Genomic DNA, 26,054 nt, shown 5'->3' with positions numbered 1-26,054 from the left:
GCTCCCGAAGCCAAAGAATAATCGAGGATATAGGTAATGGCAAAGTTTGGGTACTCAGTGTTTCAACACATCACCACTGCGCGTTTGCTGCGTAAAATATGTTTACTGGCGCTGACTGTGCCCTTTCTGGCAAGTTCTACAATCGGTTTAGCGACTGCTGGCGAGAGGAAGTACGAGTACGAATACGAGGGCGAAAACGAGACATACGCTATCGGACTTTGGGGGGATCTACCCTACTCAGATATCCAGGCGACAAAGGGAGTCCCGAATCTCATCGCTGATATGAACGCGCAAAACCTGGCCTTCACTGTCCACGACGGCGACTTGAAGGGGGGCAACTCTACGCCTGGTTCGGTAACACCTACCACGTGCAGTAATGAACTCTACACCCAGGCGCTCGGCTTCTTTAACTCCTTGAAAGCACCAGCAGCCTTCACCCCAGGCGATAACGATTGGACTGACTGCGATCGCCCCTCAAACGGTGGATTCAACTCACGCGAACGCCTCGACTACGAGCGTCAGGTATTCTTTAACACGAATTTTTCCCTTGGGCAGCGTCGCCTAGCCCAAGAGGTACAGACAAGACCACTGTGTCTTGGTGCAACTGGTGCGACACCATGTGTTGAGAACCGCCGATGGACAGTCGGAAAGGTTACTTATGCGACACTCAATATCCAGGGTTCTTGCAACAACCTATGCGATACTGCACCTGACCCAGATGAGTACGCAGCAAGAAACACGGCTAATATTGCATGGATGAAAAAGACCTTTCAAGTGGCAAAGGTACGCAATTCAGTGGCAGTTATGTTTATCTCCCAAGCCGATCCAGGGTGGGATCTGACCGACGGAACCAGAGCGCCTTTACGCGATCCGAAGACACTGGCGCAAACCGATGGTCAGCCTGATGGCTTCCAGGACTTTTTACTAGCGTTCCGCGATGAGGCGATCGCTTTTCGTAAACCCATTGCCTATGTATACGGCGACTCGCACTACTACCGCATTGACAAACCATTTCTGGATGCTCAAGGTAGACGCATTGAGAACTTCACTCGTGTCGAGACATTTGGTGACAATGCGGCGAACGGCACTAACGATGTTAATTGGCTCAAAGTGACCGTAAATCCCCGTAGCCGAGAAGTGTTTTCTTATCAGCCACAGATTGTTCCCGGCAATCGAGTAGCGGTTCCGTCTCCGTAATCTATAGGGCTTCTCGAATGGAAGCAATACACTTTGACCTCTCTCCAAACCTCTCCCCTTGTAGGCTACGGTGTACACACATCTCTGTACAGACCCAAAATCGTTGGAGATCCCCCTAAATCCACGCCACTTGCTTCACTTAGGGAGACCCCAAGACCGCAGTGGCTCCCCTTAAAAAGGGGGACTTTAAGAGACTTTTGCCCCCCTTTTTAAGGGGGGTTGGGGGGATCAAAAGGCTCTGGGGCAACTCTATAAGAGTTGTGTGTACACCGTAGCCTTGTAGGGGAGAGGCTTTGAATCTTACTCCCCAACGCTAGTAGAGAAGGGGCAGGGGGTTAGGTCTGTATTTCGTGCAATTGAGAACCGCTATATACGGTTTCTAATTGTTTCAAACACATAAAGGCAAAGCTCAAAACCAATATTGTTCGGTTAAGGCAAGAGACGCGATAAATCGCCGTCTTTACAATAATCAGTCCTTCGTCCTGACTGCGATTTATCGCGGATTTGATATCTGTTATTTTTATCAAATAATCTTAACCAAACCGTATTGGCCTAAGTCCTATCCTTACCTCACACATTCCAAATTGCCATCCGTATTTTGGCTTCTTCAGTCTTTTCCCAATCGGTTCAAAACTATATCTTCAGCAAGATATTGTCAACTTTCCCTTGCATTTTGAATTGGCACACAGCTATATGTACTTAAGTAATAGCTGAAAGACTTGGAGAACAGATGTCAGGAACTACGCCAAATTCAGAAATGTCATACCGAGTTCTTGGTAGTACAGGAGAGAGAGTTTCTGCGATTGGATTGGGTGGTTGGCACATTGCTTTAAAACACGTTGATGAGCAACTGGCGATCCGAATTGTTAGAACAGCGATCGATCGCGGCATCAATTTTATGGATAACAGTTGGGATTACAACGATGGAGTCAGCGAGATTCGGATGGGAAAAGCTCTGCGCGATCGCTACCGTGATAAAGTTTTCCTGATGACGAAAATCGATGGACGCTCTAAAAAAGCAGCAGCAAAACAGTTAGACGAATCACTTCAACGTCTGCAAGTGGATTGCATCGATCTGGTTCAGCACCACGAAATTATTCGGTACGAAGATCCGCATCGAGTTTTTGATGAAGAAGGAGCGAATGCTGCCTTAATTGAAGCACGGGAAGCTGGCAAACTCCGATACATTGGTTTTACTGGGCATAAAGATCCCCATGTTCATCTCCACATGTTGGAAGTTGCCGCCGCTCAAGGGTTTAAATTTGATACAGTGCAGATGCCGCTCAATGTCATGGATGCCCACTACCGGAGCTTTGAAAAGCTGGTTGTGCCAGAACTAGTAAAACAAAACATCGGCGTTCTGGGAATGAAAAGTATGGCAAACGGTATTCTTTTACGGTCAAATACTGTAACACCAATAGAGTGTTTACACTATGCTTTGAATCTCCCGACATCAGTTGTAATTACTGGAATTGACAGCATGGAGATTTTAGACCAAGCCTTTGAAGCAGTACGGACATTCCAGCCCATGAATGACGAGCAAGTGCGATCGCTCTTAGCAAAAACAGCACAAGCAGCATCACGCGGCGAGTTTGAGCCTTTCAAAACCTCATCAATATTTGATAGCACTGCTCAAAATCCAGACTGGCTAGGAGAGGAGCCACAGCGCATTCAACAATTGATGTCAGCGTAATGCTAGGGTACTCTGTTCATTTTCTGTAATTTCGATAGCCACGCTATCTAATGCAACCTCCTGCAATGCGATTGTTTTGACTAACAATGGCATTGTTTCGGCTTGCAATGGCATTGTTTCGACTTGCAATGGCATTGTTTCGACTTGCAATGGCATTGTTTCGACTTGCAATGGCATTGTTTTGACTTGCAATGCGATTGTTTTGACTTGCAATGGCATTGTTTTGACTTGCAATGCCATTGTTTTGACTTGCAAAAATTAACTTACGTTTTCTCTAACTTTGTTTTATCTAAAAACCTTTCTATCTCCGGGGCGTACAAATATGCGCCCTTACTGTTAATTTTATTGTTTAAATGGGTACATTAATAAAGTACCTTGTATCAGTATCCATATATGCCCGCCCAAGATAAAACACGCCGTTTACCTTCTCAATTAATTAGTCAAGATATAACCTCATTACACGGTTTGCAAACCATCAGCACATACAATACAACCCGCACTGATGCGTCTGTAGCAAATTTACAGCAAGTTTATCAAACGATGTTGGCGCAGCAACAAGCCGAAACTGAAAAACTAGCTTTATACCGTGCTGCTGCTGATGCTGCGCGATTAGCAGAATGGGAATTTCATAATGCTGTATTGGCCATGAAAGAAGTTGTGCGCGGACAATATGGATCGGATAGCGATCAAGCCCAAGCAATTGGACTGAAGAAGAAATCAGAACGCAAGCGTCCCAATCGTAAAAAGTCAGTTGCGATGGCGTAACCGCCCGATGGAAGCGATCGCTGACTTTCTGCAAGCGCGATGTCTAACGACAAGCGGCTACGCGTCTACGCCCATGTCTAAAATCTGTAACTTGTTTAATTCAATCTTAATTCCTACCAAAAAAATCTTTACTCAAAATTCAATCTATCAAAATAGTGAACTTATTTTATAACTAATGACGCAAAAAATTCTATCTAGGGATCGATATAGTGAATCAGCTAAATAAAGTAAAAATAGTATGCTAAATCAGATGAGACTGTATTGCATGAAATTAAATTATTTGACAAAACAGCTTTCCAACATCAAAAGCTGGATGGCTACAACACTGCTTTGTATGTTAGCGATCGCTTTTGTTTGGCAAGGTGCATTTTTCTCGAACACCTCAGCAATGGCCGATCCTGCTGGAACCTTGATCGCATCAAAAGACGCGGGCGATCAAGTTCAAGAAAAAACCAGTAAAGATGCTGGACGAGCCAAGAATTTCATCGAAGATACGAAAGATAAAGTTAAAGAAGCTGCCAAGAGCAACGCCAGTAAAGTTGATCAAGCAACAGACAGTGGTAGTTTTATCGAACGCAAAGCCAAGAAAGATGCGGCTACAATTCAGAAAAGAGCAAACGAAGATGCAGATCGCACACAGAAAGCAGTAGACAACACAAAGAACGCTGTTGAACGTACTGTTGATAGCATCAAGGACGCTTTTGGTAAATAGTAATCCTATTTGATTTCGTTCAAATCTAAACACAAGATCCCCGACTTCTTTGAGAAGTCGGGGATCTTGTGTTTACGAAAATTATTAGCATCTATAAGAACTAGCGATCGCAGAGAAAATTAACAAAGATATTTGCCAGCAATTATCCTGAACATCTAGCTGGAAATGAGATATTTAACTCTTTCAGAACTTACGCAAAAAAAAGTTCTGAAGTAGCGGTAATTTATGAATTACCGCTACGACAAATCAGGCTTTTGAGACAATTTTGCGTAAGTCCTATCTTTTTTAAAATTGCTTAAAAAGAGAAAACTGAGTGTTCCACTTCAGGAATTTCCGCAACATGCTTCTGAAAGTTTGATTTTATATACAAATACTAGAGTGTATTTAAGTGGCATTACTTATTGACAAATATGCTGTGACTTTATGTAATTGCAACCTCCTTTTGACAAATTGTTAATGGTTAACAAATTTTTCACCATTATTAATTACGAAGTTATACTTTCCGCTACAACTTAGTAACAATGTAAGAGTGTGATTATCAGGACAACCCGACCGTGGGAAAATCAAAATACTGAAAACGTGGAATTAGAGAGGAAAACACTATAATATGCATCTGAGCGAAATCACCCATCCTAATCAGTTGCACGGTTTATCTGTTCGCCAACTACAACAGATTGCCCGTCAGATTCGAGATAAGCATCTCCAAACCGTAGCAGTTAATGGTGGACACTTGGGGCCAGGGTTGGGTGTTGTAGAATTAACACTAGGACTTTACCAGACGCTAGACTTAGATCGGGATAAAGTGATTTGGGATGTCGGACACCAGGCTTATCCCCACAAACTCCTTACAGGACGTTACGATCGCTTCCACACCCTCAGACAAAAGGACGGAGTTGCAGGTTATCTCAAACTCGGTGAAAACAAGTTTGACCATTTCGGGGCTGGACATGCTTCTACAAGTATTTCCGCAGCATTGGGCATGGCTTTAGCGCGAGATTTGAAAGGCGAAAAATTTAAAGCCGTCGCTGTGATTGGGGATGGGGCGCTGACTGGGGGTATGGCTTTAGAAGCCATCAACCATGCGGGACACATGCCGAAAACTAACCTATTGGTTGTTCTCAACGACAACGACATGTCTATCTCTCGTAACGTCGGCGCGATTCCCCGCTATCTCAACAAAATGCGCCTCAGTCAACCGGTGCAATTTATTAAAGATAATCTTGAGGAACAATTTAAGCAAATTCCCTTCGTGGGTGAGTCTCTCTCTCCCGAACTCGGACGCATTAAAGAAGGTATGAAACGTTTGGCTGTTCCCAAGGTAGGGGCAGTTTTTGAAGAACTTGGCTTTACCTACATCGGGCCAGTAGATGGGCATAATCTCGAAGAGTTGATTGCTACCTTCCAGCAAGCACATCAGATACTAGGGCCAGTTTTGGTACACGTAGCCACAATTAAGGGTAAAGGTTATGAAATTGCCGAACTAGATCAAGTTGGCTACCATGCCCAAAGCCCCTTCAACGTTGCAACTGGCAAAGCTATTCCTTCCACCAAACCCAAACCTCCAGCTTATGCCAAAGTCTTTTCTCACACTCTGGTGAAACTTGCCGAACAAAACCCCAAAATCGTTGGGATTACTGCGGCTATGGCAACGGGAACAGGCTTAGATAAACTTCAAGCCAAACTGCCCAATCAATATGTTGATGTCGGCATTGCTGAACAACACGCAATCACCCTAGCCGCAGGACTTGCAACTCAAGGGATGCGCCCCGTAGCCGTTATTTATTCTACCTTCCTGCAACGCGCTTATGACCAGATAATTCACGATGTCTGCATCCAAAACCTGCCAGTATTTTTCTGCTTAGATCGCGCGGGAATTGTCGGTGCTGATGGCCCCACCCACCAAGGGATGTATGACATCGCTTATCTGCGTTGCATTCCCAACATTGTAATCATGGCACCGAAAGACGAAGCAGAACTGCAACGCATGGTAGTAACTGGCATTAACCATACCAGCGGCCCGATCGCTATGCGTTACCCTCGTGGCAATGGCTACGGTGTCCCCTTGATGGAAGAAGGTTGGGAACCTTTGGAAATTGGTAAAAGCGAAATTCTCCGCACTGGCGATGACGTGTTAATTGTCGCTTATGGCACAATGGTCTATCCAGGAATGCAGGCTGCCGAAATTCTCAGCGAACACGGTATTGAAGCGACTGTGATTAATGCGCGTTTCGTTAAGCCCTTGGATACGGAGTTGATTTTGCCTTTAGCTAAGAAAATCGGCCGCGTCATCACCTTAGAAGAAGGCTGTATCATGGGTGGCTTTGGTAGTGCGATCGCTGAAGCTTTAATGGATGCAGAGATTCTCGTTCCTGTCAAGCGATTTGGTGTCCCAGATGTATTAGTAGATCATGCTGAACCCGATGAATCTAAAAGAGAACTCGGTTTAACTAGCGATCAAATAGCAGAGAGAGTTTTGTCAGCTTTCTTTAAGCAGCAAGTATCTGCTGTCGTCTAGTTAATTCTTTGTCAAATGAATCGCCCACACTTGTAACTTAGGTGTGGGCGATCGCTTATAAAACTTTAAATCGAAAAGTAGAAATTAAAATGTCACCTAAAGAAGTTGCTTAAAATCTAATCCGGTTCAGTGAAGACTAAAAACTTGCCTTCTTCAGATACCTTTTGACTAACTATAGCAATCCTAAATCATTCGCCATCAAGGTGAATTAAAGTAAAAAATATTGCTTATCCACTAACTACCTTTTCCTATGACACTTTCCACAAACCATGTTTATCCAGTTATTTGGCACAACGATAACGATTCAGTGTCACTAATCGATCAAACGCGCTTACCCAACGAATATACATTTGTGGAAATCCACCACAGTGAAGATATGGCGCGGGCGATTAAAACGATGATTGTGCGAGGTGCGCCGGCAATTGGTGTAGCGGCGGCTTATGGAATGTATCTTGGCGCAAGGGAAATTAAAACTAGCGATCGCACCGAATTTTTGCAAAACTTAGATAAAGTAGCCCAGTTATTGCGTTCTACTCGTCCGACGGCAGTAAATTTATTTTGGGCAATTAGCCGGATGCTCAAAGTCGCCTACGAAACCCTGGGAACGGTAGAAGGGATTAAGCAAAGCCTTTTCCAAACAGCCCAAGCAATTAATATTGAAGATTTGCAAACCTGTCAGGCGATCGGTGACAATGGTTTAGCAGTTTTACCTACTACCCCAGAAAAGCTGACACTGCTTACTCACTGTAATGCTGGGGCGCTAGCTACAGCTGGTTACGGTACAGCCTTGGGTGTTGTGCGTTCCGCTTGGAGGGAAGGACGTTTAGAACGTTTATTTGCCGACGAAACCCGTCCCCGCTTACAAGGCGCAAAACTTACGACTTGGGAATGTGTGCAAGAAGGTATTCCAGTGACATTAATTACTGATAATATGGCAGCCCATTGCATGAAACAGGGTTTGATTCATGCTGTAGTTGTGGGTGCTGATCGCATTGCTGCTAATGGCGACACTGCTAATAAAATTGGTACTTATGGTGTTGCGATCGCAGCTAAAGCTCATAATATCCCCTTCTTTGTGGCTGCACCCCTTTCCACCGTTGATTTTGAATTAGCCGATGGCAGCAAAATTCCCATTGAAGAACGCGATCCAACAGAAATTTATCAAGTTGGTGATACTATTCTCACACCTGAAGGTGTAGATTTTTACAACCCAGCTTTTGATGTGACTCCGGCTGAGTTGATTACAGCCATCATTACAGAAAATGGAGCGATCGCACCTGATAAATTAGCGAAATCACAGTTAAAGCAATTACCCATTGGGTTAAATCCGAATTAATGGAGAACTTGCGCCGAGTTCTTGATAAATCTAAATCCGAATAACGGAAACTTTATAGGGGATTGCCACAAAAAAATCTCCGACTTTTTAGAAAAGCCGGGGACTTTGTTTTTTGACTAGTTTTCTAGAGGATCTAGTTTCATCCCTGTTAAAATTGCGCGGTTGGTGCGATCGCTAATCTGAGGATTGATATCTTTGGGAGCGATTAAAGGAGCATTGTCTACCTTGCGTTTCAATGCACTGACTGGTGTTTTTCCAGTAACAAGTACATAAAGAGTTGCTGCTAAAGAATAAATATCGCTATATGCCCCAGTTGGCTTAGTATGTTGAGCGTAAAGCTCAGGGGGTGTAAATCTCTCAGAAGTTTCTTTAGTTCGAGATGTGGTTAATATATGGTCAAAATCCAAAGCTAAACCAAAATCGATCAGCACAGCTTCCGGTTGTCCTTCTCGCACCCGCAAAAGATATTTCCTGGATGCACATCTCGATCAATCAATCGATTTTCGTGTACTTTGATCAGCACTTCTCCAATTTGTTGAATGTAGCGTAAAGCCTCTGGTATCGCTCGGCATTGAACCAGAAGCCTAATCTTTACTTATTTATTCACATTCAGCAACTGCGAAGTTTCTAACCGACTCATCCACTTCTCTAAATAAACTCGATTATTTTTCTCTTCATTTGGATCTTTAGTATCCAAAGGATGAGGCATCAGTCCCAAAATCGTTGCTGTGGTAACACAAAACATCGATTTTTGGAAACTCATGCAAATTTGGACTCGCAAATCATCTTCACCCCGGAGGCTGCAACGATATATTTCGTGCAAATACTCTGGAAGATAATGACGCATATCTTGCATCAACAAGGTGGGAGGAATACCCGCCCCGCCGATAGGTAAAGGATCGGCATACAATGCGCCATATTGAAATCGCGTTTGATCTGGAGGAATTTGATAACCTTGGGCGTTGTATGAAACTGTACCGTGGAAAGGAGTTCCCCGAAAAAAGACTGCTTCTACATAAGGTATTGCTGTATCTGCTAAGAATGTCAAACCAACGCTTTTAGGAATGATTTCATAGACTTCACCTCGAATTTTGACGGCGTAGGTAATTGGGTTTGACGCATTTGCCACTAACACTGTTTTAATGTGGTCTACAACTTCGGGAATCGATTTAATTTCACCTTGGTCGTAGAGGTCTGATAAGCTGAGGAACATATCAGCCATTACTCGCCAGAATTGACCTAAACCTGTGTAGTAAGCAGAGACACGCAAGTATTCTGTTAAGAAATCTGGAAATAGTTGGTTAATACCGGGAACTAAGGGATTATTTTTAAACTTTGCAGCGATAACAGCTTGCGCTCTTTCTTTAAATTCTGTTGTATCTAAATACGTATCTAGTCCGCCGCCACCGTGCCACATCATGGCTTTCATGCAATATTCGGCATATTCAAAATTAATGCGATCGTGCCACCAATGACGGAGTAATTTTTGAAAAGAAACTTCCCCATTAAAATATTTAAAAAATGGGAAAAATATTAAAAACTGATGCTCGGCAATATAGTTAAGATTATTCGAATAAGCATCTAAAACTACACCATAGCTTTTAAGAATACCAACAACTTCTAGTACATTTTCTGGACTATCAGGGAGTAGTGCTTCTCCTTTTTGCAGACGTTCAATATACTCAGCTAAAGGATTGTGAGCAGCTTTCTTTTTAATAGTTACCATTATCATCTCTCCAAAAAGTATAGGGATTAGGGCATTGGGCATGGGGCATTGGGCATGGGGCATGGGGCATGGATATTTACTCCTCTGCTGCTTGTTTCCCTTGCTTTTTAAAAGACCCTAATCCCTAGTCCCCATTGCTTTATCTAAGGACACTGCTACCACTACGTTTTGGCTATTCACCATTGCTGTAATTGTTGGTTCAGTCCAGCGTGCTAACCAAGCGGGTTGAATGCCGAAAATCACAATCAGCACAGCTAAAATTGCAGCCGGGATGCGATCGCTCCAATAGACACGTGGTAAGTTAGTAACTTGTGCAGACAAGCGGCCAAAAAAGGCGCGGTCGAGGAGTATTAGGAAGTAAACCGCAGTTAAACCGGTACCAAGCATTGATAGTAGGGTTTGCACTGGAAAAACTGGGAAACTGCCCCGGAAAATGATGAATTCGGAAATAAACCCAACCATTCCTGGTATCCCTGCGCTAGCCATAACTCCCAAAACCATGAGGCTACCAATTACGGGCATACCCCTTTCTGGATTCAACAATCCTTGGAGAACATCTAAATCTCGGCTGCCGGCTTTGTTATACACAACCCCTACCAGCAAAAACAGCATGGCGGAAATCAAGCCGTGGCTAATCATCTGCATAACAGCACCCAATACGCTTAATGGTGTAGCCGCCGCCGTTGCTAACAGCACATAGCCCATGTGTCCAATGGAACTGTATGCTACCATTTTTTTCATATCAGTTTGAGCGATCGCGCAGGATGCACCATACAGTACACTTATCACTGCCCAAGTCGCTAACCAAGGAGCCAGATAAGCCCAAGCTTCTGGTAACAAGTTCATGCCAAACCGTAGTAAGCCGTAAGTTCCCAACTTCAACAGCACCCCAGCCAATAGCAGAGAAATTGGTGTGGAAGCTTCAACGTGAGCATCTGGCAACCAAGTATGGAAGGGAACTAAGGGAATTTTAATCCCGAAACCAATCAAAATCCCCGCTAGCAGTAAAAGCTGTGTCGCTAAAGGTAAAGTCGTAGTGTTTAAGGTTGCTAGTGCAAAGTTAGAGGAACCACTCAGCCAAACCATGCCGAGGAAACTTGCTAAAACCAAGATTCCAGAAACGGCGGTATAAATGAGAAATTTGGTAGCCGCATAACCCCGCTTTTCCCCACCCCAAATAGCTATCAATAGATACAGAGGAATTAGTTCCAATTCGTAAAACAGGACAAATAACAGTAAATCCTGTGCCAGAAAAGCTCCAGTTACCCCAGCGCTTAATAATAATATCAAAGAATAATAAAATTTAGGACGCTGAAGAGATTCATCGCTGCTGTAGATGGCAATAGAAGTTAAGAGTCCATTCAAAACCAGCAGAGGCAAAGATAAACCATCGATTCCCAGGTTATAGTTTAAACCTAAGACATCTATCCAAGGGACAGACTCGGCAAATTGTTGAGTGGTTTCCCCTGGATGGAACTGAATTGCTAGTACGATTGTCCACAAGAAAGCGATAGTGGCAAAGACTAAAGCTACCCCACGGGCAAATTTCCCATTGATCCCAGAGGGCGAGAAACCAATTAAAGCCGCACCGATTAACGGCACTAGAATTAAAACACTAAGCATAAGCAAGTGGAGAATTGGGAATGGGGAATTGAGAATGGGGAATTGGGAAGAGTTTCCCAATGACAAATGACCAATGACAAATGACAACCCCCACTAATTAACTTTATTGATGCCAACCTATTTAAAAAGGCAATTTATCTAGTAAACCCGATGACCAGCCGATGAAGAAAACCAGGACGCTGACAACTGCTAGGATGGTCAACATATAGCCCTGAGATTGCCCAGAAATGCTGTACTTTAAAGTTTGTCCGCCCAGAATTGTCGCAAATCCAACCAAGTTTACTAGACCATCGACTAAATAGCGATCGCTCCAAGCAGAAATTTTAGATAGGAGTGCGACTGCACTCACTACCGTTAGGAGATAAAGTCGGTCAATATAAAAATCATAACCTAATAAGTCTTGCACAAATCTCCACGCTAAAAATCTCGATCTTGACCAAGCTTTGTGCAGATAAACTGTAGATCCGATAACTACTCCCAGCACTGTAGAAGCAAATAACGCTAATGCTACATACCAATTAATACTTTCCCAATTTGGTAGTAAGTACCATTGCTGTAACATCAAAGGCAAAAGCAGAGTCAAAACTGTAAGAGTCACCATCGGTAAGGCCATTTGCCAACCAACTTCCGGTGTCCGACGGGTCTTTTGTTGCGGTTTCCCCCAGAAGACTAATCTGAATACTCTAGTTAAGTTCAATGCTGTCAAGCAATTGACTAATAATAAAACGCCAATCACCCAAGGGCTAATATTCACGAAACCGTCAGCCCATGCTAGCATTGCCCAGAAGCCTCCTAATGGTAGCACTGTCACCATCCCTGCCGAACCAACAATAAAGGCGGTGGTGGTGGCTGGCATCCGCGACCAAAGTCCACCCATTTCTGTTAGGTCTTGGCTTTGGGTAGTTAAGATGACTGAACCGGAACTCATAAATAATAATGCTTTAGCGATCGCATGAGTTAACAGCAACATCAAGCCTACACCCCCTTGCTGTAACCCCACCGCCAAAAACACTAACCCCATGTATGCACTGGTGGAATGAGATAGCGATCGCTTAATATCAATTTGAGCTATAGATACTAATGTCGCCCCAATTGCCGTTACCGTACCCATAATTACCAAGGCATTTAAGGCAACTGGCGATAGTGCTAACAATGGTTGAAATTTATACAGTAAATAAGCACCGCCAGCCACTACCAGCGAGTTTCGCATTACCGAAGCCGGGTTTGGCCCTTCCATCGCCTCATCTAACCACAGGTGCAGGGGAAATTGAGCGCATTTCCCCGCCGGGCCAGCAATTAACGCCAACCCCAGCAAGGTTGATGTGACTGGGCTTAAATTAGCTGTTTGCGCCCACTCATATAAATCCGAGAAGTTCAAACTCCCGGCTAAAGTAGAAAGCGTCACCACAGCCATCAGCAGCAACAAGTCTCCTACCCGTTTAGTCCAAAATGCATCTCGCGCCGCCGTCACTACTAGCGGTTGAGCATACCAGAATCCCACCAGCAAATAAGTTGAAAGCGTCAAAACTTCCAAAAGGGCATAGCTGACAAACAAAGAATCACTGATTGCTAGACCACTCAACGCTGCTTCAAAAAATCCCATCAGCCCAAAAAAACGCGCCAGCGACCAGTCTTTTTCCATGTAACCCAGAGCGTAAACTTGTGCCAGTAAGCTTAAACCTGTAATTAAAACTGTTGCCCCAATACTGACTGCTGAGAGTTCCAAGGTAAAAGATAAGTCTAAATCAGCAGCTTTGAACCACGGCACGAGTAACTTTTCTGGTTCTCTATCCCAGATATTTTTAAATACAAACAGACTATGGACAAAAGCCACAACAGTTGTCAAAAAGTTGATGTATGCCGCAGGTCTTGGCCCTGTTCGCCGAATTATTCCTATTCCCCAGGGCAACGTTAAAACTGCGCCTAATAAGCTATATAAAGGCACAAACCAACTTGTTGAAAATAGAAATTGATCCATTTAAATTTACCTTGAAGACTCAACCTTTATTTTAAAAAATCTTTCAGACAATTATTTATTTAAAATAATTAATCTTCTAAAATATCAACATTTTTTTATTATTGTTTCAACTAAATTATCAAAAGTATTCTTACTTGAGTTTCCCCTAATAAACTTCGATAAAATATAACTTTACATACGCAAAAGCATTTACTTGCCTTAACCTTACCTCTGTTTTTACATTTGTATTTCTACTTGCAACAGAGTACTTTATACGATATATATGAAAATATTATATACTTTTCACCTAGTCGTTGTGCATACCGCAAAATCAGAAGAAAGATATATACAGCAAAAGATACAGCCGCCGATCTTCCCTCCCCAGATAGAATTAACCTTGGTTATGAATCTCGTTTTGTAAATGTGATAAAGAAATTATAAAGCATAAGTGGCTGCTCAAGTAATCAGTAAACTTTAATTGCTCAGAATGCCCGGATAAATATTTGTTAAGTTTTTTAAAACTTTCTTATCATAAACTATTATAGTAATTTATATTGCCAGGAACGCCAAGCTTTCCTATGCTTAAATTGGAAGTGTTTTCTTAGCTATAAGATCAGGCTCTCCCCGTCAAAAAATTCAGACGACAGTACAGATTGCATTAATTTTGTAGGAGTTCTGCGATGCCAATTGCAGTTGGAATGATTGAAACGAAAGGCTTTCCAGCAGTTGTTGAAGCTGCTGATGCGATGGTGAAAGCCGCCCGTGTCACTTTAGTAGGGTATGAAAAAATTGGTAGCGCTCGCGTCACCGTGATAGTTCGGGGAGATGTATCGGAAGTGCAAGCTTCTGTAGCTGCTGGGGTTGAAGCCGCGAAAAGAGTCTTTGGTGGTGAAGTTTTATCCACTCACATCATTGCTCGTCCTCACGAGAACCTAGAATACGTCTTGCCGATTCGTTACACAGAAGCTGTGGAACAGTTCCGTACCTAAAAGCTGTTTAAAAAAAGTAATTAACGCTCTTTGCTTTTTTGAGCATCACTTTTGTCCAAAGCTAAAAACTTTAAATAGGGATTAAAACTAATGTCAATTGCAGTGGGAATGGTTGAAACGCTGGGCTTTCCAGCAGTAGTGGAAGCTGCTGATGCGATGGTGAAAGCTGCTCGTGTAACTCTAGTAGGCTATGAAAAAATCGGCAGTGGTCGAGTTACCGTAATTGTTCGGGGTGACGTTTCGGAAGTGCAAGCTTCTGTAGCCGCAGGTGTTGAATCAGTGAAGCGAGTCAACGGTGGACAAGTGCTGTCTACTCACATCATTGCTCGTCCTCACGAAAACTTGGAATATGTCCTACCAATTCGTTATACAGAAGACGTAGAACAATTCCGGGAAAATGTGAACGCAATTCGTCCTTTTGGTAGAAGACCGTAATTTTTAATGCAAGTCGCCAAAGTTCGCGGCACAGTAGTTAGCACCCAAAAAGATCCAAGTCTCAGAGGTGTGAAACTACTGTTGTTACAATTTGTAGATGAAGAGGGAAACATCCTCCCACAATATGAGGTAGCAGCAGATAGTGTGGGAGCAGGTGTAGATGAGTGGGTACTTGTAAGTCGTGGCAGTGTTGCTCGTCAGGTTATTGGCAACGAACAGCGACCACTAGATGCAGTGGTCGTAGCGATCATAGATACAATTTATGTTGAAGATCGCATGATTTACAGCAAAAAAGATCAATATCGATAGTCATTGGTCATTAGTCATTGGTCATTAGTCATTAGTCATTAGTCATTTACAAAAGGACAAATGACAACGGACAAATGACAACGGACAAATGACTTATGACAATATAGGAGGAATCTCGCAATGGCAGTCCGCAGCACGGCAGCACCCCCAACTCCGTGGTCAAGGAATTTAGCTGAACCCGACATCCATAAAACTGCTTTTGTACATTCATTCTCCAATGTGATTGGGGATGTACGAATAGGTGCAAATGTAATCGTTGCTCCGGGGACTACGATTAGAGCGGATGAAGGCACACCTTTTTATATTGGTGAAAACACCAATATTCAAGATGGTGTAGTCATTCATGGGTTAGAGCAAGGTCGAGTAATTGGCGATGACCAAGAGAAATACTCGGTATGGGTAGGTAAAAATGCTTGCATTACCCACATGGCTCTAATTCACGGGCCAGCTTATGTAGGCGATAATTCCTTCATTGGCTTTCGCTCTACAGTGTTTAATGCCAGGGTAGGCGCAGGTTGCATCGTGATGATGCACGCTTTGATTCAAGACGTAGAAATTCCCCCAGGTAAATATGTACCTTCGGGAGCGATAATTACTAGCCAACAGCAAGCTGACCGCTTGCCAGATGTGCAAGATCAAGATAAGGAATTTGCTCATCATGTGGTTGGGATTAATCAGGCGCTACGGGCTGGTTATCTTTGTGCTGCGGATAGCAAATGTATAGCACCCATCCGGGATGAAAATGCTAAATCTTATACAGGTAATGGTATTACTGTTTTAGAGTTGGAAAGGAGTAGTGAAGTGGCGAGCAATAGCTTGGGTGCAGAAACAATAGATCAGTTACGCTATCTATTGGAACAAGGGTATAAAATTGGTACAGAACACGTAGACCAGAGACGGTTCCGCACGGGTTCTTGGACTAGTTGCCAACCAATTGAACCAAGATCCCTCGGTGAAGCGATCGCAGCGTTAGAAAGCTGTGTAAGTGACCATAGCGGCGAATATGTCCGAATATTTGGTATTGATAAAGATAGACGACGTGTGTTAGAAAACATCATCCAACGCCCGGATGATGATGCTAAACCACCTACCAGCTTTAAAGCTCCTAATAGTAGTCATAGCAATGGCAGCTACAGCAAAGGTAATAGTAACGGTAACAGTTCTAGCAATGGCAAAGTCAGTAGCGACATTCTAGAGCAAATCCGCCAACTGTTGGCGGGTGGTTACAAAATTGGTATGGAACACGTAGATGAACGGCGCTTCCGCACAGGTTCTTGGACTAGTTGCAAGCCAATTGAAGGAACTTCCACCAATCAAGTAATCTCTGCCTTGGAAGAATGTATCGCCAACCATCCAGGTGAGTATGTACGTTTAATCGGCATTGATACCAAAGCTAAACGGCGGGTATTAGAAACCATTATTCAACGTCCAAATGGTCAATCAGCCATCTCTAGTAGCCAAAAATCATCATTTAGTAGTGGAAGCTCTAGCGGAAGCTATGGAAGTGCTACGGCAACAGCTACTAGTACTAAGTTGAGTGCTGAAGTAGGAGACCAACTACGGCAATTATTGGCTGGTGGGTATAAGATTAGCCTTGAACACGTAGACGAACGACGGTTCCGTACAGGTTCCTGGACTAGTACTGGTCAAATTCAAGCCTCCTCAGAAAGAGAAGCGATCGCAGCTATAGAAGGACACCTTGGCGAATACCAAGGCGAATATGTGCGCTTAATTGGAATTGACCCCAAAGCCAAGCGTCGGGTATTAGAAACGATCATCCAAAGACCAAATGGTCAACCAGCGTCCTCTGGCAGTCATAAATCATTTACTAGCAGTGCGCCTTCTGCAACAGCAACACCAACAGCTACAGCTACCAGTACCCGGTTGAGTAGTGAAGTTGTACAGCAACTCCGACAATTATTGGCTGGCGGCTCTAAAATTAGCCTTGAGCACGTAGACCAACGGCGGTTCCGTACTGGTTCTTGGACTAGTACCGGTCAAATTCAAGCCTCCTCAGAAAGAGAAGCGATCGCAGCCGTAGAAGGACACCTTGGCGAATACCAAGGCGAATATGTGCGCCTAATTGGAATTGACCCCAAAGCCAAGCGTCGGGTATTAGAAACGATCATTCAAAGACCATAGCAGTAAGTGGGGCATTGGGCATTGGGCATTGGGCATTAATCAATAATTCTTCTTTCCCTGCTCCCCTGCCTCCCCCGCTCTTCATCCCCATTCCGGCTTCCGAGGTTAAAACTTCCATGTCTGTGCTGTCACTGCGCCTCAGCAATAATTTTGATTCTTATATTAGTGGTGAGGTGACTATTCATCCAAGCGCAGTACTTGCACCTGGGGTCATCCTCCAAGCGGCTGAAAACAGCAAGATCGTAATTGGCCCAGGGGTATGTATTGGGATGGGAGCAATTCTCCAAGTCCATGAAGGAACTCTAGAGGTAGAAGCAGGGGCAAATCTGGGAGCCGGTTTTTTGATGATTGGCAAAGGCACAATTGGAGCAAATGCTTGCATTGGTTCAGCAACAACAGTTTTTAACTATTCAGTTGAACCTGGACAAGTAGTTGCATCTGGTTCGGTTTTAGGAGACACCAGTCGGCAAATTGCTCAAACAAACCAGCCGGAACCATCTACAAATAACCCCACGGCTACAAGTGCGCCACCGCCGAACGAAGAAGAAAATGGCTCAGGAGGAGTTAAGGAAAAGGTAAGTTCCTCAACTAAATTCTCAGCTGCGGCTTTTGTGGATTTTAAACAAAATAAGTCGATTTCTTATTTTAAATCTCCAGCCACTCCTGAAAGCCAGCCTCCTCCAGTGGAGGAACCCGATAAGGATGCTGAATCCCCCTTGCAAGAAGCCGTTCAAGAGCCGACAAAACCTGACTCAGACCCCAACAATCAGCTAACTACAGAATCCCCTAACGGTTTCGGGACTCAAATTTATGGACAAGGGAGCATAAGCAGACTGTTGACTACATTGTTTCCTCATAGACAATCCTTGAGCGACCAAAATGACGATTAGTTCGAGTAAGTGTTAATTGTAAGTTGTCGGCTTTGTGATTATCTAGGAAAGTTCACATGGAAACATCTAATCAACGGTCTCTCAAAGGTATCGAAGGAACGAGTCATCGAGAGACCTTCCAGGATACTGCTTTGGGTTTAGTTTCTACCCGCAGCTTTCCAGCAATAGTTGGGACGGCGGATATGATGCTGAAATCAGCAGGAGTCCATCTAGTTGGGTATGAAAAAATTGGTGGCGGTTATTGTACTGCGATCGTGCGGGGTGGCATTGCTGACGTGCGTCTGGCTGTAGAATCGGGTGTGCAAACGGCTGAACAGTTTGGTCAGTTGGTTTCTAGCTTAGTGATTCCCCGCCCTTATCCAAACCTAGATATAGTACTTCCCATCACAACCCGTTTTACTAAATTGATGGAGGAGGGCAATTCTAGCCGTCTGAGTAATCAAGCAATTGGTTTGGTAGAAACGCGAGGATTTCCAGCGATGGTAGGCGCGTGTGATGCCATGCTCAAAGCTGCTGATGTTCATTTAGCAGCCTACGAAAAAATCGGTGGGGGTTTGTGTACAGCCATTATTCGTGGTTCCGTAGCAAATGTGGCGGTAGCAGTGGAAGCGGGAATGTTTGAAGCAGAACGGATTGGAGAGTTAAATGCAGTGATGGTAATTCCCCGACCACTAGACGAAATGGAGCAAACCTTACCATTAGCAAGTTGCTGGATAGAAACACAGCAGCCTTTAAACTTGCCAGTCAACATTAAAGAACAAGTTGCCGAAATAGAAGTATTAAGATTACCAGATTTAACCAAGCTACCGACAAAAATTGTAGAAGAATTATGGAATGATGAATGATGATAGAAGAATTTGAGAAAATCATCATTCATCAGGAAGAAGTGAAAGGGATCTTACGCTTTTCTTGTTGTTTTGATAATAGCTTCTTAAATCCATAAATAAAATACCTTTATTTTAATAGAAGTAATAGAGTTTTATCTATAATAAAACTCGTAAATTTCTATGAGTATCGCTATACCTTTTGCAACTGTTCAGTAATACTAGTTTTATATAGATGAATAGCTATATAGAGGAGAAGCACATTTGAAACAAGCGACGCTGCACCAGTTAAAGGTTTTCGAGGCTGCGGCACGACACAGTAGCTTTACTCGCGCTGCTGAGGAATTGTTTCTCACTCAACCTACCGTTTCTATGCAGATTAAGCAACTCACAAAATCGGTAGGGTTGCCATTATTTGAGCAAGTGGGGAAGCGGTTGTATCTCACCGAGGCAGGACGAGAATTATTTGCCACTTGTCGGCAGATTTTTGAAAATATAGCCCAGTATGAAATGAAGGTGGCAGATTTAAAAGGGCTAAAACAGGGACAATTACGCTTGGCAGTGATTACAACAGCAAAATATTTTATCCCACGTTTGTTAGGGCCGTTTTGCGAACTTTATCCAGGGATTGATATCTCTCTGCAAGTAACGAATCACGAACAAATTTTGGAACGGATGAGTCAGAATCTGGACGACTTATATATTATGAGTCAAGTTCCAGACAATATGGATGTGAATTGTGAAGCATTTTTAGAAAATCCTTTGATAGTCTTTGCACCGATTAATCATCCGTTATCTAAGGAAAAAAATATTCCGATCCAACGCCTGTCAAACCAACCTTTTATTATGCGAGAACCAGGTTCAGGAACTCGTCGCGCCGTCCAAAGCTTATTTGAAGAACAAGGGGTAACAGTAAAAGTAAAACTGGAATTGGGAAGTAACGAAGCAATCAAGCAAGCGATCGCAGGTGGTTTAGGAATTTCGGTTTTATCTCGTCATACTTTACTATCAGATGTCTCAGATTTTAGCATTTTAGATGTCCAACACTTCCCCATTCAGCGAAATTGGTACATGGTTTACCCAGCCGGGAAGCAGCTATCTATCGTCGCTCGCGCCTATTATGACTATCTTCTCGCTGCTGCAAGGAATTTTGTAGATCAAAACACTGATACCACTTCTAGTAAACTTGAACTAATTAACGGGTAAAATAATTCATAATTGATACTTACGAATTACGAATTCCCTAAAGGGGTTGACTGTTAGACCGGGAAACATTGACAATTAACCAGCAGAATCAATTAAAAATGGGGGAAAACTGGCAATGGTTAACCCGGAAATACCATCTTGGCGCAAAACAGTACAAAGCGAGATTGTAGCTGTTACAGTGTATGCTGACAGAGCATTGGTTACACGACGGGGTGTAGTTGATTTAACAGGAATTGAACAGGAATTAGTAATTACCTCAGTGCCAGAGACTCTAGAAACCGAGTCTGTCAGGGTTAGTGGTGCAGGCACTGTGGAAGTGCGTTTGATGGGGGTGAGTAGCGATCGCATCTACACCACTGAACCTGTAGCGGAGCGAGTCGCACATTTGACAAGGCAAATTGAGCAGTTAGAGGCAGAAAAACGCCATTTACAAGCCCAAGTCGATGCTTTAGCATTGCAGTCTAGTTTTATCGCTGGGTTACGTGAAAAAACAGAAGAACCCTTTGCCCAAAGTTTGTCTCGGAAAAATCTCAGCCTGAGCGAAACTTTAGATTTTTTGAACTTTCTCGGAAGCCAGTATAGTGAATATGCGATCGCATCTGGAGAGTGCAAAACCCAACAGCAAGAATTAGACAAAGAACTACAAGTACTCCGCGCCTCATTACAAAAAATTCAAACACCCCATCCCAAAGAGAGTTTAAGCATAGTTGTAGGTGTTGAAGTCGCAGGTGAAGGCGAATTTGAATTAGAAGTGTCTTACATCGTAAATCGTGCTAGTTGGACTCCACTTTATGACTTGCGCTTCAGTACTAACAGCGATATTGTCCATTTGGGCTACCTGGCAGAAATCACTCAAAGCAGTGGCGAAGATTGGATTGGTGCAAATCTCACCCTTTCTACGGCTAAACCAGGATTAGGTACTCTCCCACCCAAACTTGATCCCTGGTATATTGATGCGCCACGTCCACAACTAGCAACGCGACGACGATTTGCTGCCCAGCCACCACTGCTGCCTAGCATACCAGATCCACCTGCTGCTGCCGCGAGAGCAGATTGGCAGGAAGAAGATGAAGATGTAGAGGATGTTCTAATTCAAGCAGAAACTGTTACAGCAGAAGTATCCAAAGAAGGGAGTGTAGTTACCTTTAAATTAAATAGTGGTGGTAACATTCCCAGTGATGGCGCACCTCATAAAACGACAATCTTTAATGACGATTATCCTTGTAACTTTGATTATCTGGCAATGCCGCGTTTGGTAAGTTTTGCTTATCTGCAAGCAAATGTGAAAAATAATCCCAACGGTGCGACTTTGTTACCTGGTAAAGCGAATATTTTCCGCAACAATGTTTTTATTGGCACAACTCAGTTAGAGAATATTGCACCCGGACAAGAATTTAAACTAAATTTAGGAATAGATGAAGGTTTAAAAATTGAGCGAGATTTAGTTGAACGTCTGGTTGACAAAAGATTGATTAGCAATCAGCGCCGGATTACTTATAGTTATCGGTTGATAATTACGAACTTACTTGATAAAGAAGTAAATCTGAAAGTAACTGAACAATTGCCAGTTAGCCGCAACGAGCAAATTAAAGTGCGCCTCAGCCGCAGTAATCCACAAATTCAACTGGGTGAAATGGGCATTTTAGAATGGCAGTTAACTCTTCCAGCACAGGAAAAAAGGGAGATATATTACCAGTTTAATGTTGAACATCCGCCTGAGTTAATGGTTGTTGGGTTAGATATTTAAACAAGATCGCCAACAAGGATTTTTAATTTAAAAAACTAAATATTAACAAGCATGATCGAGAATTGGGAGAATCTAAAGAATCCGATTGAAGAATATCTTCTGTTCATAGAAATCTCTGCTTCCGAACTAAGTAGTAGTGAGAAGAAAGATCAAATACTGGAAGCTATCAAGCAACGTACTAAAGAAGAAAGACTACAGAAATACTTTAATGACCTTCAGCGCTTAGTTGAAGAGTCTGGCGATTCACCTTACGCTCAGTTAGCGCAGAGAATTCCAAACGAAGCATTAGTGGTTCGAGGAGGTCGCAATCGTCCAGAAGATATTAGGCGTGCAATGGGAACTCACCCCTGCGGAATTACTGGGATTTCTGTAGAATGTGCTTTAGGATTATCTGTAAAAGAACTGGCAGTAAATATTCCTCATGGGCAGGTTGGTGTTACAACAGTAGGTGAGGTTCGCAAAACAGAAGGAGATGTAATCCGAACATCAGGAAGAAGCCCACATCATGCTACCTTAAGTGGCTTGACTCCTGAACAGATTAGCAATCTTCTTACGCCCACATATCCGAATCCAGCAAGAGAACAATAGTTATTACAGAAAGCTTATGAATATGCCTAGAATCTTTGCTGATTTTCATAATGCTGATAATCAGGGTCGCCTACGTCTAAACTGTATTGGCACAGTTGAAGACCTAGCTTGTCAAAACATTGAATTGCAAGACGGAAAATTGCTTACATTATACAGTGAGGATTTAGAAGTAGAGGGAATGGTACAGTATTCAACTGAAGAAAATTTGTGGGTTGCTGCGATTGATTGGAATGCAATCAAACAAATGGATGACCTTGCAGTTCAGGCAAAATACTAAATCTTTTGGTGTGGCATAGCCAACAATTGCACAGTAACGATTACTCAATTTATCAGATAAGTTGCAAAACCTATCTGCGAAGCATAATTAGCAGAATATTAGTCAGAAGCGATCGCCAAGGCATAAATCCTTAATTGAGACTTGGTTGTGAGGTTGTCATCAAAGTAGCGATCGCTTGGCGGCAAAACTGCCAGAATTAAATATAGATCCAGATGCTATTTAGCCCTCCACACTTAAAGTACCTAGACACTTGCTGCCATGTCTATAGCCCAAGATTTAGAAACTCCAGAAGATGGTATATTTCCCCCAGGGGATTTATATAGTGACGAACCGCCTTTGGAAACTGACTTACATCGACTACAAATGACTCTGCTAATTCAATGCTTAGAGTGGTTGTGGCGAAATCGCAACGACTTTTATGCATCGGGTAATCTCACCATCTACTACAGCCCACGCCAGCGCAAATCAGAGAACTTCCGGGGGCCAGATTTTTTTGTAGTATTGGGGACTGAACGCAAACCCCGGAAAAGTTGGGTTGTCTGGGAAGAAAATGGTAAATATCCTAATCTAATTATAGAAATTCTCTCAGATAGCACAGGCGACACTGACAAGGGACTAAAAAAACAAATTTACCAAGATATTTTTCGTACACCAGATTATTTCTGGTTTGATCCAGAAACGTTAGAATTTGCAGGGTTCCATTTACTTGATGGTGAATATCAACCGTTGCAACCAAATCCCCAAGGCTGGTTGTGGAGTCAACAGCTAGGTTTATATTTAGGTGTTTATCAAGAAAAGTTGCGCTTTGTTACTCCTAGTGGAGAGGTAATTTCTACACCACAAGAAGTTGCTGAACATGAAAAGCAACGTGCTGAACACGAAAAGCAACGTAGCGATCGCCTGGCAGCAAAACTGCGAGAATTAAATATAGATCCAGATACTATTTAAGCTTCTCGCTGTCTTGCTTATAGCCTGTTAACAGTAATGTTATGGATCTTCAGGAAAAACCCATTTTGGCGGTTCCGTCATTTTTTTCCGCAGACGTTCTTGTGCCAATTCCAACATTTTGTCTAGGGGAGTCTCTTCAATAAATTTTGCAGCCGCCTCTCTAAACTCGACGTTGGGGCATTTATCTTCTAAAACACACCCGTTAACACAGGCTACAGCGCAGTTAATCTTTTGCTCCACAGTAAATTCCTCTCTCTAAAACTTATGAGTTATAAAGTTGTGATTTCTAATATTCACCCCTAACTCTTTACTATCAGGCACTAACCTCTAGCTAAATTTTACCTTGCCAGTTGCTATCCTATTAGAAAGTTATGAGTTATGAGTTATGAGTTATGAGTTAGGAGTTATGATTTTTACTCCTGTACAGACGCGATTAATCGCGTCTCTAACTATCTTATAAAGGGCGCTCATGTCAGAAGTCTTTGCTACTACTGGAACTATAGCTGCGATCGCAACTGCTATTGTCCCCCAACAGGGTAGTGTTGGTATTGTGCGGGTGTCTGGTTCTCAAGCAATGGCTCTAGCCCAAACTCTTTTTCACGCACCAGGGCGACAAGTTTGGGAAACTCACCAGATTCTCTACGGTTACATTCGTCATCCCCAAACGCGACAGTTGGTAGATGAAGCCCTATTGCTGATCATGAAAGCACCCCGTTCTTACACCCGTGAAGATGTGGTGGAATTCCATTGCCACGGGGGAATTATGGCAGTGCAGCAAGTATTACAACTGTGTTTAGAAAATGGTGCTAGACTAGCTCAACCCGGAGAATTCACACTCCGCGCCTTTTTAAATGGGCGATTGGATTTAACTCAAGCCGAAGGTATTGCTGATTTAGTGGGAGCTAAATCGCCTCAAGCTGCCCAAACTGCTTTATCTGGTTTACAGGGAAAATTAGCTCATCCGATCCGGCAGTTACGCGCTAACTGTTTAGATATTTTGGCAGAAATCGAAGCTCGAATTGACTTTGAGGAAGACTTACCACCTTTGGATGATAAAGCAATAATATCAGAAATCGAGAAAATTGCTGTGGAAATAACTAGATTATTGGCAACCAAAGATAAAGGTGAGTTGTTACGCACAGGTTTAAAAGTGGCAATTGTTGGGCGGCCAAATGTGGGTAAGTCGAGCTTATTGAACGCTTGGAGCCAGAGCGAGCGCGCGATCGTCACAGACTTACCTGGTACAACCCGCGATGTGGTGGAATCCCAGCTAGTTGTCGGGGGAATTCCCGTACAAGTGCTAGATACAGCCGGGATTCGGGAAACAACAGATCAAGTGGAAAAAATTGGCGTAGAGCGATCGCGCCGTGCCGCCAATGCAGCTGATTTAGTTTTGCTTACCATCGACGCTTCAGCCGGTTGGACGGAAGGCGATGGAGAAATTTACGAACAAGTGCAACACCGTCCATTAATTTTAGTTATTAATAAAATCGATTTAGTAGAAGAAATTGAAAGAAAAAGTCTTGAATCTAAAATGCCAAATTCCAGATATAAAATTTTCACAGCAGCCGCCCAGAATCAAGGTATTGATGCTTTAGAAATAGCAATTTTAGAGATAGTTAACACCGGGAAAGTCCAAGCTGCCGATATGGATTTAGCCATTAACCAAAGGCAAGCAGCAGCCTTAACTCAAGCTAAAATTTCTTTGGAACAAGTACAAGCAACAATTGCCCAGCAACTACCCCTTGATTTTTGGACAATTGATTTACGCGGTGCAATCCAGGCGCTAGGAGAAATTACTGGTGAAGAAGTTACAGAATCAGTTTTGGATCGGATTTTTAGCAAGTTCTGTATTGGTAAATAAACCAAAAATATTCGACTTTTGCTAATTTGCATAGGTTGTGTGAAGCGAAGCAAAACCTAATATTTTTACCCCCTATTTAACTAATCTAAAATTACCAACTAAATGTACATCTCAATCCGCCAAGCAAACATACAAGATACGGTGATAGTTTCAGATTTGTTATTTTATGGCTAGCTTGCGATGCTTCTCGTCCGCGCCTGAGAGCAGTATATGAAGGCTTTGGTTTCTGTTATCATAGCCACAGACAAGTTGGTGCTTATTTTGTTTCTCGCTACGAATATGAAATATTTCCACAAGTAACCTAATATTAA

At 43.0% G+C, this 26,054-nt stretch carries 25 protein-coding genes and 1 pseudogene; 19 read left to right on the top strand and 7 right to left on the bottom strand.

Features of this window, described 5'->3' with window-relative positions:
• Window positions 1-117 precede the first annotated feature (117 nt).
• Complete coding sequence (locus tag V7K38_RS11710; protein WP_334857924.1) at window positions 118-1,197, top strand: hypothetical protein; 1,080 nt, start codon at window positions 118-120, stop codon at window positions 1,195-1,197.
• Window positions 1,198-1,927: 730 nt separating this feature from the next.
• Window positions 1,928-2,890, top strand: coding sequence for an aldo/keto reductase (locus V7K38_RS11705; protein WP_334857923.1), 963 nt, complete (start codon window positions 1,928-1,930; stop codon window positions 2,888-2,890).
• Here the strand turns inward: V7K38_RS11705 and V7K38_RS11700 are convergent.
• Window positions 2,882-3,130 carry a hypothetical protein gene (locus V7K38_RS11700; RefSeq protein WP_334857921.1) on the bottom strand — a complete coding sequence of 83 codons (249 nt, stop codon included), beginning with the start codon at window positions 3,128-3,130 and terminating at the stop codon, window positions 2,882-2,884. The genes V7K38_RS11705 and V7K38_RS11700 overlap by 9 nt on opposite strands.
• 153 nt (window positions 3,131-3,283) lie before the next feature.
• On the opposite strand from V7K38_RS11700, the gene V7K38_RS11695 reads away from it, so the two are divergent.
• From V7K38_RS11695 to mtnA, 4 genes are all read left to right on the top strand, one after another.
• The gene (locus V7K38_RS11695) at window positions 3,284-3,655 is read left to right on the top strand and encodes a hypothetical protein (RefSeq protein ID WP_334857920.1); all 372 of its coding nucleotides are present in this window, start codon (window positions 3,284-3,286) and stop codon (window positions 3,653-3,655) included.
• Between the two features lie 265 nt (window positions 3,656-3,920).
• Window positions 3,921-4,367, top strand: coding sequence for a hypothetical protein (locus V7K38_RS11690; protein ID WP_334857918.1), 447 nt, complete (start codon window positions 3,921-3,923; stop codon window positions 4,365-4,367).
• 607 nt (window positions 4,368-4,974) lie between these two features.
• Window positions 4,975-6,882, top strand: a complete 1,908-nt coding sequence (gene dxs / locus V7K38_RS11685) for a 1-deoxy-D-xylulose-5-phosphate synthase (RefSeq protein WP_334857916.1) — start codon at window positions 4,975-4,977, stop codon at window positions 6,880-6,882.
• Between the two features lie 250 nt (window positions 6,883-7,132).
• Complete coding sequence (mtnA, locus tag V7K38_RS11680; RefSeq protein WP_334857914.1) at window positions 7,133-8,218, top strand: S-methyl-5-thioribose-1-phosphate isomerase; 1,086 nt, start codon at window positions 7,133-7,135, stop codon at window positions 8,216-8,218.
• Window positions 8,219-8,334: 116 nt separating this feature from the next.
• Here the strand turns inward: mtnA and V7K38_RS11675 are convergent, their stop codons facing one another.
• From V7K38_RS11675 to V7K38_RS11660, 4 genes are all read right to left on the bottom strand, one after another.
• Window positions 8,335-8,673 carry a protein kinase domain-containing protein gene (locus tag V7K38_RS11675; RefSeq protein ID WP_334857943.1) on the bottom strand — a complete coding sequence of 113 codons (339 nt, stop codon included), beginning with the start codon at window positions 8,671-8,673 and terminating at the stop codon, window positions 8,335-8,337.
• Window positions 8,674-8,813: 140 nt separating this feature from the next.
• Complete coding sequence (locus V7K38_RS11670; RefSeq protein ID WP_334857913.1) at window positions 8,814-9,944, bottom strand: CO2 hydration protein; 1,131 nt, start codon at window positions 9,942-9,944, stop codon at window positions 8,814-8,816.
• A gap of 117 nt (window positions 9,945-10,061) precedes the next feature.
• The gene (locus V7K38_RS11665) at window positions 10,062-11,567 is read right to left on the bottom strand and encodes an NADH-quinone oxidoreductase subunit M (RefSeq protein ID WP_334857911.1); all 1,506 of its coding nucleotides are present in this window, start codon (window positions 11,565-11,567) and stop codon (window positions 10,062-10,064) included.
• Between the two features lie 121 nt (window positions 11,568-11,688).
• Window positions 11,689-13,545 carry an NAD(P)H-quinone oxidoreductase subunit F gene (locus V7K38_RS11660; protein WP_334857909.1) on the bottom strand — a complete coding sequence of 619 codons (1,857 nt, stop codon included), beginning with the start codon at window positions 13,543-13,545 and terminating at the stop codon, window positions 11,689-11,691.
• 659 nt (window positions 13,546-14,204) lie between these two features.
• On the opposite strand from V7K38_RS11660, the gene V7K38_RS11655 reads away from it, so the two are divergent.
• The 5 genes and pseudogenes from V7K38_RS11655 to V7K38_RS11635 all read left to right on the top strand — a co-directional run bounded on the left by V7K38_RS11655 (window position 14,205) and on the right by V7K38_RS11635 (window position 17,399).
• Window positions 14,205-14,513 carry a carbon dioxide-concentrating mechanism protein CcmK gene (locus V7K38_RS11655; RefSeq protein WP_012410633.1) on the top strand — a complete coding sequence of 103 codons (309 nt, stop codon included), beginning with the start codon at window positions 14,205-14,207 and terminating at the stop codon, window positions 14,511-14,513.
• Window positions 14,514-14,603: 90 nt separating this feature from the next.
• Window positions 14,604-14,948 carry a carbon dioxide-concentrating mechanism protein CcmK gene (locus V7K38_RS11650; RefSeq protein ID WP_010995041.1) on the top strand — a complete coding sequence of 115 codons (345 nt, stop codon included), beginning with the start codon at window positions 14,604-14,606 and terminating at the stop codon, window positions 14,946-14,948.
• A gap of 6 nt (window positions 14,949-14,954) precedes the next feature.
• Window positions 14,955-15,257, top strand: coding sequence for a EutN/CcmL family microcompartment protein (locus V7K38_RS11645; RefSeq protein WP_265270762.1), 303 nt, complete (start codon window positions 14,955-14,957; stop codon window positions 15,255-15,257).
• 120 nt (window positions 15,258-15,377) lie between these two features.
• Window positions 15,378-17,045, top strand: a pseudogene (locus tag V7K38_RS11640) (ribulose bisphosphate carboxylase small subunit); the annotation flags it as partial.
• A gap of 96 nt (window positions 17,046-17,141) precedes the next feature.
• Window positions 17,142-17,399, top strand: coding sequence for a ribulose bisphosphate carboxylase small subunit (locus tag V7K38_RS11635; protein ID WP_334857941.1), 258 nt, complete (start codon window positions 17,142-17,144; stop codon window positions 17,397-17,399).
• Here the strand turns inward: V7K38_RS11635 and V7K38_RS11630 are convergent.
• Window positions 17,383-17,517, bottom strand: a complete 135-nt coding sequence (locus V7K38_RS11630; protein WP_334857906.1) for a hypothetical protein — start codon at window positions 17,515-17,517, stop codon at window positions 17,383-17,385. The genes V7K38_RS11635 and V7K38_RS11630 overlap by 17 nt on opposite strands.
• On the opposite strand from V7K38_RS11630, the gene V7K38_RS11625 reads away from it, so the two are divergent.
• The 7 genes from V7K38_RS11625 to V7K38_RS11595 all read left to right on the top strand — a co-directional run bounded on the left by V7K38_RS11625 (window position 17,516) and on the right by V7K38_RS11595 (window position 23,879).
• A complete protein-coding gene (locus V7K38_RS11625) occupies window positions 17,516-18,289 on the top strand; it encodes a transferase (protein WP_334857904.1) in 774 nt (257 codons plus the stop codon). The genes V7K38_RS11630 and V7K38_RS11625 overlap by 2 nt on opposite strands.
• A gap of 56 nt (window positions 18,290-18,345) precedes the next feature.
• On the top strand, window positions 18,346-19,134 hold the full coding sequence (locus V7K38_RS11620; protein ID WP_334857903.1) for a BMC domain-containing protein: 789 nt from the start codon (window positions 18,346-18,348) through the stop codon (window positions 19,132-19,134).
• A 243-nt stretch (window positions 19,135-19,377) separates the two neighbouring features.
• Window positions 19,378-20,319, top strand: coding sequence for a LysR family transcriptional regulator (locus V7K38_RS11615; protein ID WP_334857901.1), 942 nt, complete (start codon window positions 19,378-19,380; stop codon window positions 20,317-20,319).
• Between the two features lie 115 nt (window positions 20,320-20,434).
• The gene (locus V7K38_RS11610) at window positions 20,435-22,066 is read left to right on the top strand and encodes a mucoidy inhibitor MuiA family protein (protein ID WP_334857899.1); all 1,632 of its coding nucleotides are present in this window, start codon (window positions 20,435-20,437) and stop codon (window positions 22,064-22,066) included.
• Between the two features lie 51 nt (window positions 22,067-22,117).
• Window positions 22,118-22,654 carry a hypothetical protein gene (locus V7K38_RS11605; RefSeq protein ID WP_334857897.1) on the top strand — a complete coding sequence of 179 codons (537 nt, stop codon included), beginning with the start codon at window positions 22,118-22,120 and terminating at the stop codon, window positions 22,652-22,654.
• Between the two features lie 16 nt (window positions 22,655-22,670).
• Window positions 22,671-22,931 carry a hypothetical protein gene (locus V7K38_RS11600; RefSeq protein ID WP_334857896.1) on the top strand — a complete coding sequence of 87 codons (261 nt, stop codon included), beginning with the start codon at window positions 22,671-22,673 and terminating at the stop codon, window positions 22,929-22,931.
• A gap of 258 nt (window positions 22,932-23,189) precedes the next feature.
• Window positions 23,190-23,879, top strand: a complete 690-nt coding sequence (locus tag V7K38_RS11595) for a Uma2 family endonuclease (RefSeq protein WP_334857894.1) — start codon at window positions 23,190-23,192, stop codon at window positions 23,877-23,879.
• A 39-nt stretch (window positions 23,880-23,918) separates the two neighbouring features.
• On the opposite strand, the gene V7K38_RS11590 is transcribed toward V7K38_RS11595, so the two are convergent.
• Window positions 23,919-24,119: a hypothetical protein gene (locus V7K38_RS11590; protein WP_334857892.1), complete on the bottom strand. Its 201-nt coding sequence runs from the start codon at window positions 24,117-24,119 to the stop codon at window positions 23,919-23,921.
• A gap of 229 nt (window positions 24,120-24,348) precedes the next feature.
• Here V7K38_RS11590 and mnmE point away from each other — a divergent pair, with 229 nt between their 5' ends.
• Window positions 24,349-25,743, top strand: coding sequence for a tRNA uridine-5-carboxymethylaminomethyl(34) synthesis GTPase MnmE (mnmE, locus tag V7K38_RS11585; RefSeq protein ID WP_334857890.1), 1,395 nt, complete (start codon window positions 24,349-24,351; stop codon window positions 25,741-25,743).
• Window positions 25,744-26,054 lie beyond the last annotated feature (311 nt).

The organism is Nostoc sp. (assembly GCF_036917465.1).
Lineage (GTDB): Bacteria > Cyanobacteriota > Cyanobacteriia > Cyanobacteriales > Nostocaceae > Nostoc.
Note: the sequence above shows the minus strand (reverse complement) of the source record. Positions and strands in the feature narration are given on the sequence as shown.